The sequence below is a fragment of the Pedobacter sp. genome (genome assembly GCF_041662865.1).
In the GTDB taxonomy this organism is placed as follows: Bacteria; Bacteroidota; Bacteroidia; order Sphingobacteriales; family Sphingobacteriaceae; genus Pedobacter.
In genome coordinates, this window is record NZ_JBAZRL010000033.1 from 1 (window position 1) to 16,356 (window position 16,356).

Consider the following 16,356-nt stretch of genomic DNA (forward strand, 5'->3'; position numbering starts at 1 on the left):
CAATTTATAATATTGAGCAAATTGAGCGTGGTTATCAAGATATAGATATTCGTTTACGTGCTTTAGGTGCACAAATTAAACGTGTAGAAGGTTCGGGGCCAAGCCATTAGATATAATAACAGATAAAATAAAAATCCCATTCTGAAATAATCAAAATGGGATTTTTTATATAAAGTCCCCTTCTGGGGATTTAGGGATTATCCTCTTATCGCATTAATAATATCGTACTGCGTAATAATTTCAAATTTACCATCTTCTAATTCGACTAAAACAGCACTATTTTCTTTATTAATTAAGGCCGAAATTCTATCTATTGATGTATTTAAATCTACAAAAGGAAAGGTTGCGCTCATGATTTCATTCACAGGAGCAGACTTTAAACTTGGATTCTCAAGCAATGCTTTCAAAATATCACCTTCGGCTAATTTACCAACCAACATCCCTTTTTGTGTTACTGGGATTTGAGAAATATTTAACATATTCATGGTATTAATCGCTTCAATAATTGTTTTTTCGCAATCTATTGTTACAATTTCTGAAAGTTCTTTTTTTGCAATGATGGTTCTAGCCGTTAATTTCTCATCTTTTAGGAAACCACGCTCACGCAACCAATCTTCGTTATACATTTTGCCCATATAACGACTTCCATGGTCGTGAAATATAACAACAACTATATCTTCTGGCTTTAATTTATCTTTTAACTGTAATAAACCTGCAATTGCTGAACCTGCCGAATTACCAGCAAAAATCCCTTCTTTACGAGCGATATCGCGAGTCATTAAAGCAGCATCTTTATCTGTTACCTTTTCAAATAGATCAATCACATCAAAATTTACATTTTGAGGTAAAAAATCTTCCCCAATACCTTCGGTGATGTAAGGATAAATTTCATCCTTATCTAAAATTCCAGTTTCCTTATATTTTTTAAAGACTGAACCATAGGTATCGATTCCCCAAACTTTAATATTTGGATTTTGTTCTTTCAAGTATTTTCCTGCTCCAGAAATTGTACCTCCAGTACCAACGCCAACCACTAAATGAGTTATTTTACCTTCAGTTTGTTTCCAAATTTCTGGGCCAGTTTGCTCATAATGAGCTTGGCTGTTCGATAGGTTATCGTATTGATTCGGCTTCCATGAATTTGGCACTTCTCGCTCTAAACGCGATGAAACCGAATAATAAGACCGAGGATCTTCTGGTTCAACATTTGTTGGGCAAACAATTACTTCGGCACCGAATGCACGTAAAGCATCAACTTTTTCTTTTGATTGTTTATCAGTTGTGGTAAAAATACATTTGTAACCTTTAATAATAGCAGCCATTGCTAAACCCATGCCCGTATTACCAGATGTACCTTCAATTATAGTTCCACCGGGCTTTAATTTACCACTTTTCTCAGCGTCTTCAATCATTTTTACCGCCATGCGGTCTTTAATTGAATTACCAGGATTAGTTGTTTCAATTTTAGCTAATACCGTAGCCGAAATTTCTTTAGTAATGTTATTTAATTTAACTAATGGTGTATTACCAATCGTTTCTAGAATATTATTGTACCACATATTACAAAAGTACAAAATGACGATAAGTATTTTACAAATTAATATTTAATAGAAACTAAATTCTTAATTTATATAAATAACAAAATATTGTTTCATAATCTACCTATTAAGTATACTATAAATATTACAAAATTAGGCTAGCTTATATATTTTACCGGGCATAGAAACTAGAATACCTTGCATTTCTAACGTGAGTAATGCAATAACGAGCTTGCTTTGTGGCAGATTTATCTTTAACCCTAAATCATCCACATGAGTTGGATTGTCTTGTAACGCATTTACGATTTGTTGTTCATCTTTCGATAAATTAAGCGGTAATTGGACTTGAATTTGAGCCTTTTTAGCCTGTTCATCATCCCAACCCAAATAATAAATTAAATCTCTTGGGTGATTAATTAATGCCGCCCTATTCGTTTTAATTAAGAAGTTACAACCTTCAGAAAATTCGTCATTTACTCTTCCAGGAAAAGCATAAACATCTCTATTATAAGAATTAGCAAGTTCTGCTGTGATTAAAGCGCCCCCTTTTATAGATGCTTCCACAACTATTGTCACATCAGAAATACCTGCGATAATTCGATTTCTTTTCGGGAAATTCTCTCGATCTGGATTTGTACCAGGTAAAAATTCAGTAAGCAAACCTCCATTATATACCATTTTTTGAGTTAATGCTTTATGTACAGCAGGATAAATTCTATCCAAACCATGACCTAATACACCAACGGTTGGGACTTCGAAATTTAAACTTTCTTTATGAGCTGCTGCATCAATGCCATGAGCTAATCCACTCATAATTACAACATCGTAAGGTTTAAGGACTTCCACCAGTTGTTTACAAAGGAGTTTTCCATAATTAGTTGCATTTCTTGTACCTACGATACTTACAATTCTTTTGTGATTTAAATCAGTGGTGCCTTTATAATACAACAATAGTGGCGCATCGTAGCAATTTCGTAATCGTTTTGGATAATTATCATCTGCATAAAACATAACTTCTATATTATGTTTCTCTATAAAATTTAAATGCTCATTGGCTTTTTCTAAAGCGTCTGTACACAAAATAGCATTCGCTCTAATTTCTCCAATACCATCCAATTTTAAAATTTGTTCTTTCGTCGCTTTAAATACTGCTTCTGCACTGCCGAAGTGAATTAGCAAGTTTTTAGCAAACATTGGGCCTACTCCTTTAATTAAACTTAAGGCTATTTTATGTACTAAACTCATTAAATCTAAAGTAGAAGCAAAAACCTGTTTTTTAAAGCGATTAATTTTAATTAGCTATAAATCAGTAATTTAAAATAAAACTACAAAAATAGTTTGCCAACTATAAAAATAGTAGTAAATTTAATTAACCTTTAAGAAAATTATATAATGAGAGAGTTAACAAAAGCAGAAGAACAGGTAATGCTTATCCTTTGGGAAATGAAGCAAGGCTTGGTTAAAGATGTAATTGATAAAATGGATCCTCCAAAACCAGCATATAATACGGTATCTACTGTAATTCGAGTATTAGAAAGTAAAGGTTTTATCTCGCACAACGCAATTGGCAATACCCATATCTATTTTCCAGTAATTAGTGAAGAACAATATAAGCACTTTGCATTTGATAAGGTGATGAATAATTATTTCGAAAATAACTATCAGAGCTTAGTATCCTTTTTAGTAAAAGAAAAAAATATGGATATGGAAGAGCTTGATGAATTAATCGCGTTGGCAGAAAAACTTAAAAACAAGAAATAATGGATTGGTTATATTATTTGCTCGAAGCAAATCTGTACTTGCTTATTTTTTACGGATTTTATCGTTTGTTTTTGCAAAACGAAACATTTTATAACAGCAATCGTTATTACTTGCTTTTAGCTAGCATCACGGCTTTTGCATTACCTGTATTGCAATTAGGATTTCTAAAACCTACATCTTCGATACCAATAGTAGATAATTTAGCTTTTCCACCGCCTATAATTTATGGAGAAGAACCTTTTACGACTATAACCACAACCCCTACAATAGAAACATTTAATTTCACAGATTACCTCTATCCCGTATACCTATTTATTGTGCTTTGTTTTGCCATTAAATTAGCGTTAAGTCTTTCAAAAATAATTAGCATTTGGTTAAAAGCTAAAAAAGCTAAGACTGGAAATGTGACTTTAATTGAATTGAATGAGCAAACGACAGCTTTTTCATTTTTCAATCTCTTATTTATCCATCCACATCTGGTGGAAAAAGAAACTGTTTTAAATCACGAAATGGTGCACATTAAACAGAAACATAGTTTAGATATTCTGTTTTTTGAAATTTTACAGATGATATGTTGGTTCAATCCAATTATCTATTTTATTAAAAAAGATATTAAACTGTTGCACGAGTACATTGCAGATGAGCTCAGCACCAACTCTGGTTTACAAAAACACGAGTATGCGATGTTCCTTATCGAAAACTCTTTTGGCATTGCGCCAACCCCTCTTACGAATCAAATTTTCAATCAATCAATATTAAAAAGGAGAATTAACATGTTAAACAAAAAAAGAACAGCTGGCCGAGCTAGGCTCAGGTTGCTAATGGCACTCCCCTTGGTCGGGGCGATGCTTTGTGCCTCTACAATGGCATTTACCAAGGATTATGGTTATGTAGATTTGCTTCCAGAGAAAAGCAAAACTGTAGCACCGATCCAAGAAGCCCCAAAACCAAAAACTGTAAAAAAAGATCAAGTTAAATTTCCACCGCTAGTGGTTATGCTTGATTCAAAAGACAAATTCTATGTAAGATATGGCAAAGATGAAAAAACAGGGAAAACTGTTTTACGAGAAAAAAGACATATCGTAGTTAATGGAAACCAAGTAAAGGATTTAACAACCTTTTATGGTGTTTATGATGCGGATAACGTAAAATATTTTAGCAAAAAAGATGCTATTGCCAAATATGGGGTTAATGGTCAAAATGGTGCAGTTGAAATTACGGGTAAAAAGCTTAAATATTTTACTCAAATGACACTGCAACCTCCACCACCTGTACAGGATAGAATTAAATTCCCACCACCAATAGTTAAATCTGACAAAACTTATTTTTATCCAATGAGACATGTTGATAAGGATGGAAAAATCAAATTTACTGATAGTAGATATATTGTAATTAACGGCAAGAAAGTAGAAGATCTAGATTCATTTTTTGGCGTAACAAACGCAACTAAAATTATCTATCTTAATGGTATGGAAGCTAGAAAAAAATATGGTGCAGATGCAAAATTTGGTGCCATTGAAATTACTGGCGACAATATAGAGTATGTAAAATCTATAACAGATGGCCCTCCTCCTCCTAAAATGGAACAAGTTAAATTTCCGCCACCAATTGTAAAACCTGATAGAAAAAACTTAAAAACTCCACCTAAGCAAGATATAATCAAATTCCCTCCTCCTGTAGTAAGATCAGATCCGAGTAATCAAACTAGCTTTCATCCAGCAAATGCATACAAACACGATGGAGAAAAATATATTCCAGTTCAAGTTGATAGAAGATATATTGTAATTAATGGTGAAGCAGTAAAAGACAATGCTGAATTTTATGGTGTTACAAATACGGAAACTATAAAATTTTTGACTCCAACTCAAGCAATAAAAACTTATGGAAATCTTGGCAAATATGGCGCTGTAGAAATTAAAGGATCAGCAATTAAATACTCACCAGCTTTAATACAACCACCATTTTATGGAAATCTAAAGTTAAATCGTTCTGCTGGAGATTTCTTAAAAATTCCAGATTCAGAGGCTGATCTAAAAACATTAACTGTTTACAACGCTAAAAATACTATCGTTTACAACAGTACCGATTATCGCGATGATTGGGATGGAAAAACTGGAAACTATGAGAAAAGTGAAGGAGTAAAAATTTCTTCAGGAGTATATACTTACTTAATGAAAATTGATGGCAAACCATTAGCCAACAAAAGAGGAAGAATTACCATTCAATAACTATTGTGGGATGTAAACCACATATTTAGTATCAAAAAATTCCTCCTCAAAATAAGCTGAAAGCGGATATAACTCTGCTTTCAGTTTACTTTCATTAATCTCTTCTGTTAAGTCGCCACCTTTTAAATAAAGAATACCGTTCTGAATGGCATTTTTATTCTCTTTGGCAAACTTTCCACGTATCCATGGATAAAAATCTATCAAACGAGTAACTGCTCTAGAAACCACAAAATTATATTTATCAGTTACTTGCTCTGCTCTTAAATGGCTTGCTTTTACATTTTTTAAGCCTAAAGCTACTGCAACTTCTGTAACTACCTTAATTTTTTTCCCAATAGAATCTACTAAATGAAAATCAGTTTCTGGAAATAGAATAGCCAATGGAATTCCTGGAAAACCGCCGCCAGTACCTACGTCCAATACTTTTTCACCTTCTTTAAAACTGCAAAATTTAGCAATACCTAATGAATGTAAAATATGACGTTCGTATAATTCATCAATATCTTTTCTAGAAATAACATTGATTTGCGCATTCCAAAAACTATACAAATCATACAATTGTGCAAACTGAGCAATTTGTTGTTCTGTTAAATTTTTAAAATATTTTAAAATGATATCAGGCTTAACTTCAGACATAATAAAGAATTATTTCCACTGTACTTTTTTAACAAATATAGATAGAATGGCATTAAACACTAAAAAAACAAATAAAATGATATCTAATATCGGAAACCACCAGCTTAATTCGCCATAATTTAAGCGTTTTAGCAAGCGAGGATAAATGAAACTTCGAATGAAAATACTTATTACAAATACCCCTAAAGCAATATAAAGTGTTTCTGGAAAACACAGCAAAGCAATACCGAACCCATAAAACAAAAACTGAACAATAATTTGTAAGGATAATATAAATTGATGTTTTGATTTATACAATTTACCTGCACCAAAATGTCTTTTCTTTTGTCTTAAATAGGCAATAAACGAGGTTTTAGGTTCACTCCAAACTTGAGTTTCTTTGTTAATTCGAATTTCAGTGTTGTTCCTATTTGCGTTGGCATTTACAAAAAGATCATCATCACCTGATGGAATATGCATATGTGCTGCAAAACCTTTACTTTTAAAGAATAATGATTTTTTGTACGCCATATTTCTGCCTACGCCCATATATGGCATTCCTTTTAGGGCAAAAGATAAATAATTTACTGCTGTAAAAAATGTTTCGAAGCGAATTAAACTGTTCAATAATCCTCGTTTTTTAAAATAAGGAGAATAACCAAATACAATTTCTGTGGCTTCATCTTCAGGCTGTTGCATTCCCATTAACCAATTTGGAGAAGCTGGTTCGCAATCTGCATCGGTAAAAACCAACCATTCATAACTTGCAGCCTTAATTCCCATGGTTACTGCAAACTTTTTACCTGCAATAAACTTTTCTCCATCAGCCACAGAAACTACTTTAAGCTGTTTATATTTCTTTGCAAATTCTTTTAAAATATCAGCGGTACCATCCCATGAGCGATCATTAACTACAATCACCTCAAAATTTGGGTAATCTTGCTGAAGAATAGTTGGTAAATATTTTTTTAAATTTTCTGCTTCGTTACGAGCACAAATAATAACACTAATAGGATTTCTAGCTTCTTCTGAAAGGGCTTCAACCTTAACTAAGGCTAGTTTTAAATGAACAAATAAGCTAAAATAAAGCTGAATAAGAAAGCAAAAAGCTAAAGCGCCGAGTAGGCAAACCTCTAATAAATTTAATTCCACAATGTATTTTTGAAAGCTAGCAAATCTCTCATTTTTAATCTGTAATGTGGCTTTATGTTGATAAAAAATTCAAGAGCCAGATAAAAGGAATATTCTTGCTATTTTTGACAGATTTTTGACAGATTTTTGAAGAGGATATAAACACATATGAAATTTACTTTACAGGCTAACGACCCATCATCAAAAGCCAGAGCAGGAACAGTAACAACTGCCCATGGCGATATTAAAACACCAATTTTTATGCCTGTTGGTACTGCTGGAACGGTAAAAGCGGTACACCAAAGAGAATTAAAAGAAGACATTAAAGCGCAGATAATTTTAGGAAATACCTATCATTTATACCTTAGACCAGGTTTAGACATTATCGAGCCTGCTGGCGGTTTACATAAATTTATTGGATGGGATAAGCCCATTTTAACAGATAGTGGCGGCTATCAGGTGTATTCTTTAAGCAAAGTTCGCAAAATTAAAGAAGAAGGAGTTACGTTTCGTTCGCATATAGATGGTTCAAAACATTTGTTTACCCCAGAATATGCAATGGATATTCAGCGCACAATTGGGGCTGATATTATCATGGCTTTTGACGAGTGCACACCATATCCATGCGATTACAAGTATGCTGCTAATTCAATTAACATGACGCATAGATGGTTAAAACGTTGTTGCCATCGTTTTGATACGACAGAAGCGAAATATGGTTTCGACCAAACACTTTTTCCAATTGTGCAAGGTTCTGTTTATAAAGATTTACGTGTAAAATCTGCAGAATTTATAGCCTCAATGAATAGAGAGGGCAATGCAATTGGTGGTTTATCCGTTGGAGAACCAGCCGAAGAAATGTATGGAATGACGGAAGTTGTGTGCGATATTTTACCTGCAGATAAGCCTAGATATTTAATGGGAGTTGGTACACCAATTAATATTTTAGAGAATATTGCGCTTGGTGTAGATATGTTTGATTGCGTAATGCCAACCAGAAATGCTAGAAATGGAATGTTATTTACGCGAAATGGTATTATTAACATCAGCAATAAAAAATGGGAAAATGATTTCTCTCCAATAGATGCTGATAGCGATTTACATGCAGACCAAGTATATTCTAAAGCTTATTTAAGGCATTTAATGCATTCTAAAGAAATACTAGGTGCGCAAATTGCCACACTTCATAACCTACATTTTTACTTATGGTTAGTTAATGAAGCCCGAGAAAAAATCATTTCAGGAGATTTTTACGCTTGGAAGAACAAAATGGTAACTATATTAGGTAATAAATTGTAAATGAAATACATCAGGCAGCGTTTAAAAATTATTGATGGCTTTATTATAGGCAAATACCTTGGTACATTTGTGTATACCTTAGTTTTGTTCGTTATTATCATCGTGATCTTTGATCTTTCTGAAAAATTGGATGATTTTTTAGAAAAGGATATGACCATTTGGCAAACCATCACCGATTATTATGCTGGTTCTATCCCATTTTATGTAAATATGCTATCGCCGTTGATTAATTTTATCGCGGTTATATTTTTTACGGCTAAAATGGCCGATCAAACTGAAATTGTGCCAATTTTAAGTGGTGGAGTAAGTTTTAATCGCTTTTTAAGACCTTATTTCATCTCTGCATTTATCATTTTCTCCGTTAATTTATTTTCGAATTTATACATCCTTCCCTATACCAATAGGATTAAAAATAAATTTGAAAACGAGGTTATTGATAAGGATAAAGCCTATACAAAAACGAATATACACATGAAAATTGATAGCAATACGTATATCTATATCGAAAATTTCGATAATAGGACGAATATAGGCTATCGTTTTTCGCTTGATAAATTTAAAGGCGACATCCTTAAGAAAAAGCTAGTTGCAGATCAAATTTCTTACGATTCAGTTAAAAGAGTTTGGAAATTAACGAATTATACGGTTAGAAATGTAGATGGGATGAAAGAATCGATGATTTACGGATCTGCTTTACAAAAAGACACTGTACTTGATATGAAACCAGATGATTTCTCTGTATATCAGAACGTTTTTGAAAGCATGAGTGGAAAAGAATTATCGGATAAGATTAAAAAGGAAAGAACAAGAGGCTCAGGGATAATGAGCGATTTGCTTTTCGAACAATACAAACGCTGGTTTCAGCCCCTATCTGCTTTTATATTAACATTAATCGGCGTAGCACTATCCTCTCGTAAAGTAAGAGGCGGCGTAGGTTTACCGCTCGGAATAGGAATTATTTTGAGTTTCGCCTACATTGTTTTTAACCAATTTGCAAAAATGTTTTCTACGAAAGGCGGCTTATCCCCCCTATTAGCCGTATTACTGCCAACCTTATTCTTTGGAATTTTAGGCTTGTACTTACTTAGAAGAGCTCCAAAATAAGATGAATGCTGATCTTAAACCAAACGAAAACAGAAATCTCCTCATACTACACATAACCGTTTTTATTTGGGGCTTTACGGGCATTCTAGGCGCATTAATTTCTATTGATGCGGTGCAATTAGTTTGGTATCGTGTTTTAATCGCCAGCGTAAGCTTATTTGCTTATTTCATGTTGAGCAAAACAAGCATTCGGGTAAGCAGAAAACAATTTCTACAATTCTTTTTTACAGGAAGCATCGTAGCCATGCATTGGATTTTCTTTTTTCACTCCATTAAGGTGGCTAATGTATCCGTGAGTTTAATCTGTTTATCTTCAGTAACCCTGTTTATTGCAATTTTAGAGCCTATACTAAAAAAACAGAACATTTCTAAAGGCGATATCTTTATTGGTTTATTAATCATTTTAGGCATTTATCTCATTTTTAAATTTGAAACTAAATATACCACTGGTATAATTTTCGGGCTTTGTTCTGCACTAGCGGCAAGCTTTTTCTCCACCATAAACTCAACATTAGTACAAAAAACCAGTCCTAGTATAATAGGCTTTTATGAGATGGCCGGGGCGTTCTTTTGGATAACAGTTTACCGCTTATTTGATAAAAGCCTATTAACAGAAAGCTTTAATTTAAGTGGAATAGACTGGTTTTATCTCCTTCTTTTAGGGACCGTATGTACCGCTTTAGCTTATGTTGCAGGTGTAGGAGTTATGCGTACATTGTCTGCATTTAGAGTTGCTTTAATTACAAATTTAGAACCTGTTTACGGCATTGTTTTAGCCTTCATTTTGTTTGGAAGCAAAGAGCATATGACCTCTGGTTTTTACCTAGGTTCACTGTTAATTTTAGCCGCAGTATTCCTGTATCCGATTTATAAAAAACGCAAAAATAAAAGCTAATTTAATGCAATTACCCTAGGGTAGGGGATACGTTTTATCTGCAAAAAACAAGAGCCAAAATAGCTTATTTTACAGTCGAGTATTGCCCACAAAAACAGGCAAAAAACAGGCCATTTCTTTACTTATTTACACTCTTAAATTTCAGGCGAAAGAGGATGTAAAAACACCAATAAAATTCTTATTATTAGACTTATTTTCTTAACAAAATAGAGCTAATTTATTTCTTCACAGCTAACAAAAATATATACATTTTAAAAAAGCTGGAGATTTTTTTTCCTTTAAAATCAACATAAATAGTGTATATTAACACCTACAAATTGAAGAGATAGTCGTAACCAATTAAATCTATGTTTAATGCTCTTTTTCGCTTAAAATTTATGTAAATAGTAGTTAATAGTGCTAATTATATAAAATGTATAATTAATTTAAAATCAATAAATTAAATAAAACAATATAAATTAATAAATAAGATAAAGTATACATTTAAAAATTCATAAAACTAATAATTTTAGCATGCATTCTAAATGAATATAAATAAAGCATATACAAAATTGAAAATCAGTATTTTAACTACAATAGTATTAAGTTTTATTTCAATAAGTGTTTTTGGACAAATTTTCGACAGTGAGCAAAACCCACTTAGTGTAAAATGGAGACAAATTAACAGCAACGGCTTTACATTCATCTACCCTACCGAGCTAGAAAAAGAAGTACAAAGAATGGCAAATACAATCAGCCATATTTATCCCCAAGTTGGACAGAGTTTAAACCGCCAAAAAACATACATTCCAATCATCTTTCAAAACCGCGGAACCATAGCAAATGGCTTCGTTCAATTGGCTCCAAAAAAGGTGCAATTTTACACCACTCCTCCGCAGCAATTTGACAGTCAAGATTGGTTAAATAATTTAGCTGTTCATGAGCTTAGACATGTGGCGCAGTTCGATAAAATTACCGTTGGAAAAGCACACCCATTTCCAGAAGAAATTTATTTTGCCTACATGGGTTTAAGTATCCCAACTTGGTTTTTTGAAGGGGATGCCGTGAACACCGAAACTTCATTAACAAATGTTGGGCGAGGCAGACAACCTTCATGGATTATGCCTTTTAGAACTTCGCTATTAAGCGGAAAAAAATTCTCTTACTCAAAAGCATATTTTGGATCGAATAAAGATCAGACACCAGGCTATTATCAATTGGGATATGTGATGGTGGCGAACCTTAAAAAAGAATTTGGCGAAAGCATACAAGATAGTTTACTAACCTCCATTCATAATAGACCATTAAGATTATATCCTTTTTCTCAAAGCTTAAAAGAATTTACAGGAAGCAATACAAAGAATTATTATTTAAAAACACTTACTCAACTCGAAAATGAATGGAAAAAGCAAGATGAATTAAACAATAGCGAAAACTATGAAAGCTTAAATCGCCCTGCGAAATATGCCAGCAGCTATTTTTTACCAACTGGCTTAACTAACAATCACATACTAGCTTTAAAGCAAACTAAAGCAGAAACCGCAACTTTTGTAGTTATTGATGAAGCTAAAAATGAAAAAGAGCTCCTTAAAATCGGTTATCAGGAGCAGCCTTGGTTTAGTTACGGAGATGGAAAATTGGTTTGGGATGAAATACGATTTGATCCGCGTTATAGACAAAGAAGCCATAGCGTAATTTGTATGTATAATTTTGCGACACACACCAAACGTCAATTAACATTTAAAACTAGGCTCTTCTCTCCTGCCCTTTCTGCTGATGGAAAAAAAATTGTCGCTGTACAAATCGATTTAAGTAACCAAAGTAATTTAGTAGAAGTAGATTCACAAACTGGAAAAATTAGCAAGACTTATCCAAATCTTGAAAATTATAGCTTACAAACCCCAGCACTGAATACAGATGGAACCCAACTTTGTTGGATTAGCGTGAGTGAAAAAGGAAAATCACTTTGGCTACAAGATAAATCTGGAAAAAGAACGCAATTAATAACCAAAACCACTCAACAGTTAGGCAGACCAACATTTATTGGTAATGAAATCGCGTTTAATGCTCACCTAGGCGGAATTGACAATATTTACAGCGTAAACCCCACTGACAAAAAAATAACAGCGCTAACGGCCTCAAAATACGGCGCTTTTAATCCTAGCTTATCTACCGATAGCAAATCAATTATTTTTAATAATTACCAAGTGATGGGTTATGAAATTGCAAAAACACCTATTTCACATCGAGAAATTCAAGAAAATCACTTTGTGTATTTTGGTGCAACGGCTGATAAACAAGAAAAGAATAGTAGCATTTTCAAAAGCATACCCGATAGTACTTACCAATCTAAGTCTTACCAACCATTAGCACATCTTTTTAATTTTCATAGTCTAAGTCCTACAATAGATGAAGATGATCGATTAGGTTTACATTTAAAATCTAACGATTTATTGAACATTTTCGATTTCTCGGCAGGAATTGATTATTACAGCGATTTAAGAAAAGTAGCGTATACCGCTGGCTTTAGTTTTAAAAGCTTATACCCTATTTTAAATGCAAGGCTTACTAACCGACCTCGAACTGGATTTTATCGATTAGGAAATGTCATAAATCAAGCGAATTGGCGAGAAAATTATCTTGATATAAAAGCAACCGTTCCACTCAATTTTAGTGCATACAATCATAATTATGGTTTTTTGGCAGAACTAGGTACAAGTTATACGCAACGAAATTTTGCACCAAGAGAGGCTTTGCTATTTAACAAAACCATCAAATTTCCAGTAAATTACAAATTGGGTTTTAGTCATAGCGTACGTACTGCAGAGCGAGATGTAGCTCCAAAATGGGCACAAACTATTAATGTAAGTTATTTTAATCAACCTTTTGATAAGCGGTTAACTGGAGATTTATTTGCTTTCGAAAGTGCATTCTATTTTCCTGGAATTGCTAAAAATCATTCTTTTATGGCAAGTTTTAACTACCAAGAAAGCAGTGGTTCTTTAAAATTTAATACTGAAATTAATACCGTGTATGGCTATGGACAAATTAATGCAAAGAGCGAATTGAGAAATACCTTATTACTCAATTATCGATTCCCATTTGCCTTTCCAGATGCAGAAATCGGCTCTTTAGCGTACATTAGAAATCTTAGGGGTGGAGTTTTTAGTCATTATGAAAACATTGGTTCAGAAACAAATATAACACAACCTAAAACTTTTGGCTTCGAATTGCGTAGTAATATAAACTTGCTGCGTTATCAGCCTGTTGTTGATTTAGGCGCAAGAGTGGTATTTGTTAATAAAACTTACAATCAAAATCCTATCTTAGAATTACTATTTAATTACAGTTTTTAATCCTTACATCTCCCAAAGGGGATTTATTTAAAATAAAATGAAAGCAAAAACTATTTTCATCATTGTTATTACTGCACTTTTAACCATTTTCTTAATGATTAATAGCGAGCCGGTAGAATTCGATTTTATTATTGGCGCTCCTGTTGCGATATCAAAACTCATTGTAATAGGCATTTGCATCATCATAGGTTTTATTTTAGGTTTTTTAGCTGGTCGACCACGAAAAACAATTAGCAGTTATGATCAAGAGATTGAAAACCATCAGGCTACTGAAAATAAATCATCGTTAAGCGACGAGGATAGGGATTATATAAGTTAAATATCACCAATTAATCTGTAGTTGCATTAAAAAGTATAGCTAGCCATTAATCCATTAGCGCCCTCTTGTCTAAAAGGCATTATGGATAAATTTGTGGTGTTTTTTGTTGTAAATATCCTTTTGATATGAGGATAAACTAAATAGGCAATCTTAGTAGAAGCAATCCCGAACCCCGCTCCTGCTACTACATCACTAAACCAATGTTTATTATTATACATCCTTAACGTTCCTGTTGCCGTTGCCACAAAATAACCTGCATAACCAATCCACGGTGATTTATATTTAAATTCCTGGTACAGAAATTCTGCTGATGCAAAAGCTGATGCTGTATGCCCTGATGGAAAAGAGTTATTACCCGAGTTATCAGGTCTTAACCGATGCACTCCGCGTTTCACAAAATGAGTAGAAAGACCCATTACGGCAGCCGAAGTTACATATAACATCGAAGCATCAAATAAATTGTGTCTTCCTTTTACGCCCGCAAAGTTAAGTCCCCATACTGAGATTGCTGGTGCAAACTGTACATAATCATCAACATGCGCTGCAAATTGCGGGTGGTCTTCTTGCAATTCATATCGTGTACTTACATCTAACTCCTTCAATGGACCATGAATATACACAGCAGCAAAACCATACCCAATTAAAACTGCTGGCGCTATAAAATGAACCATCCTAAATCTTTCTGGTTTAATTTCGGCCGTAATATTTTTAATGGCTATTGGATTTAGCCTCACATTTGAAGTAGTATCCTGCTGTTGCGCAAAACAAGTAGTTGCTATAAAAGTAAACAGCAAACTATTTATTACATTTTTTAATCCCATATATTAAAATCCATATTCTTCACCTAAGTACAAGATTAAAAATGAAATCTGTAGAGATTTTGAAGTAGCAAAAAAAAAGAGCAAAATTTAGGTTTGCTCTTTTTTAAATCTAACTGAGAATTGTTAATTGCTTAATGCTCCTTCAATATCAGCTAAAATATCATCGATATGTTCTAAACCGATAGATAAGCGGATTGAACCTTGTTCAATACCAACTTCTAAACGTTGTTCTTCTGTTAGTTTGCTATGTGTACTTGTTGCTGGATGCGTAGCAATTGAACGTGTATCCGCTAAATTTGCAGAAATAGAGAACATTTTCAGGCCGTCCATAAATTTACGAGCCCCATCAATACCTTCATTTACAACAATGGTTACAATACCTCCGCCTTGTGTCATTTGCTTTTTGGCAATCTCATACTGAGGATGTGATTTTAAGAATGGATATTTTACCAACTTAATTTTCGGATGCTTCTCTAAATATTCCGCAACTTTTAAGGCATTTTCGCAATGACGATCCATGCGAACAGCTAAAGTTTCTAAGCTTTTTGATAAAATCCATGCATTAAAAGGAGATAAAGATGGTCCGCTGTGACGAGCAAAGTTCATCACCTCAGTAATTAAATCTTTTCTTCCTAAAATAATACCACCCAGTACACGACCTTGTCCATCGATGTATTTTGTTGCTGAGTGAATAGAAATATCCGCACCCAATTTTAGTGGCTGTTGCAAATAAGGTGTAGCAAAACAGTTGTCAACTACAAAAAGTACGTTATGTTTTTTAGTTAACTGAGCGATAAATTCTAAATCAATTAGATCAATACCTGGATTTGAAGGTGTTTCTACAAAAACGATTTTGGTATTTGGCTTAATCAATGCTTCCCAATCTTGTGGCTTGTCTAAATCAGCATAATCGAACGTAACGCCCCATTTAGAAAACACATTGGTTAACAATTGATGTGTTGAACCAAAAACCGAACGACTAGAAACAATATGATCGCCACTTTTTAAGAAAGCACCAAATGTTGTAAAAATAGAAGCCATACCTGTAGCTGTAGCAAATCCATCCTCTGCTCCTTCTAACAAACACATTTTCTCTATAAATTCTGAAGTGTTTGGATTAGAATAGCGGCTATATACGTTTCCCTCTTTTTCATTGGCGAATAAAGCACGCATTTCTTCTGCATCATCAAACTTATAACTTGAAGTTAGATAGATTGGCGAAGAGTGTTCTTTGTGTAAACTTCTTTCTGTTTGGGTACGAATAGCAATGGTTTCAAAATTTTCGGACATAATATGGTTCATTAGTTCAT

Annotated in this window: 13 protein-coding genes; 7 read left to right on the top strand and 6 right to left on the bottom strand. The window is 33.4% G+C overall.

The features are described from left to right. Positions 1 to 197: 197 nt before the first annotated feature. The gene (locus WC622_RS11425; RefSeq protein WP_372819823.1) at positions 198 to 1,559 is read right to left on the bottom strand and encodes a pyridoxal-phosphate dependent enzyme; all 1,362 of its coding nucleotides are present in this window, start codon (positions 1,557 to 1,559) and stop codon (positions 198 to 200) included. Positions 1,560 to 1,691: 132 nt separating this feature from the next. Then, positions 1,692 to 2,783: a DNA-processing protein DprA gene (gene dprA, locus WC622_RS11430; protein ID WP_372819824.1), complete on the bottom strand. Its 1,092-nt coding sequence runs from the start codon at positions 2,781 to 2,783 to the stop codon at positions 1,692 to 1,694. Positions 2,784 to 2,930: 147 nt separating this feature from the next. Between dprA and WC622_RS11435 the strand changes: the two genes are divergently transcribed. Then, positions 2,931 to 3,299: a BlaI/MecI/CopY family transcriptional regulator gene (locus WC622_RS11435; protein ID WP_372819825.1), complete on the top strand. Its 369-nt coding sequence runs from the start codon at positions 2,931 to 2,933 to the stop codon at positions 3,297 to 3,299. Continuing rightward, complete coding sequence (locus WC622_RS11440) at positions 3,299 to 5,527, top strand: M56 family metallopeptidase (RefSeq protein WP_372819826.1); 2,229 nt, start codon at positions 3,299 to 3,301, stop codon at positions 5,525 to 5,527. The genes WC622_RS11435 and WC622_RS11440 overlap by 1 nt, the downstream gene beginning before the upstream one ends. Here WC622_RS11440 and rsmG read toward each other — a convergent pair whose 3' ends face one another. Further along, on the bottom strand, positions 5,528 to 6,163 hold the full coding sequence (gene rsmG, locus WC622_RS11445; protein WP_372819827.1) for a 16S rRNA (guanine(527)-N(7))-methyltransferase RsmG: 636 nt from the start codon (positions 6,161 to 6,163) through the stop codon (positions 5,528 to 5,530). A 9-nt stretch (positions 6,164 to 6,172) separates the two neighbouring features. Beyond that, positions 6,173 to 7,294 (bottom strand): glycosyltransferase, encoded by a 1,122-nt coding sequence (locus WC622_RS11450; RefSeq protein WP_372819828.1) that lies wholly within the window; start codon positions 7,292 to 7,294, stop codon positions 6,173 to 6,175. A gap of 147 nt (positions 7,295 to 7,441) precedes the next feature. Between WC622_RS11450 and tgt the strand changes: the two genes are divergently transcribed. The 5 genes from tgt (at position 7,442) to WC622_RS11475 (ending at position 14,225) form a co-directional block, all read left to right on the top strand. After that, entirely contained in the window at positions 7,442 to 8,572 is a 1,131-nt protein-coding gene (tgt, locus tag WC622_RS11455; protein ID WP_372819829.1) for a tRNA guanosine(34) transglycosylase Tgt, read from the top strand. Further along, positions 8,573 to 9,676 carry an LptF/LptG family permease gene (locus WC622_RS11460; protein WP_372819830.1) on the top strand — a complete coding sequence of 368 codons (1,104 nt, stop codon included), beginning with the start codon at positions 8,573 to 8,575 and terminating at the stop codon, positions 9,674 to 9,676. Position 9,677: 1 nt separating this feature from the next. Then, positions 9,678 to 10,571, top strand: coding sequence for a DMT family transporter (locus tag WC622_RS11465; RefSeq protein ID WP_372819831.1), 894 nt, complete (start codon positions 9,678 to 9,680; stop codon positions 10,569 to 10,571). A 524-nt stretch (positions 10,572 to 11,095) separates the two neighbouring features. Continuing rightward, the gene (locus WC622_RS11470; RefSeq protein WP_372819832.1) at positions 11,096 to 13,906 is read left to right on the top strand and encodes a TolB family protein; all 2,811 of its coding nucleotides are present in this window, start codon (positions 11,096 to 11,098) and stop codon (positions 13,904 to 13,906) included. A gap of 37 nt (positions 13,907 to 13,943) precedes the next feature. Beyond that, on the top strand, positions 13,944 to 14,225 hold the full coding sequence (locus WC622_RS11475; protein ID WP_372819833.1) for a hypothetical protein: 282 nt from the start codon (positions 13,944 to 13,946) through the stop codon (positions 14,223 to 14,225). Positions 14,226 to 14,251: 26 nt separating this feature from the next. Here the strand turns inward: WC622_RS11475 and WC622_RS11480 are convergent, their stop codons facing one another. After that, positions 14,252 to 15,046, bottom strand: a complete 795-nt coding sequence (locus WC622_RS11480; RefSeq protein ID WP_372819834.1) for a phosphatase PAP2 family protein — start codon at positions 15,044 to 15,046, stop codon at positions 14,252 to 14,254. A 123-nt stretch (positions 15,047 to 15,169) separates the two neighbouring features. Beyond that, positions 15,170 to 16,336, bottom strand: coding sequence for a PLP-dependent aspartate aminotransferase family protein (locus WC622_RS11485; protein ID WP_372819835.1), 1,167 nt, complete (start codon positions 16,334 to 16,336; stop codon positions 15,170 to 15,172). Positions 16,337 to 16,356: the final 20 nt, after the last annotated feature.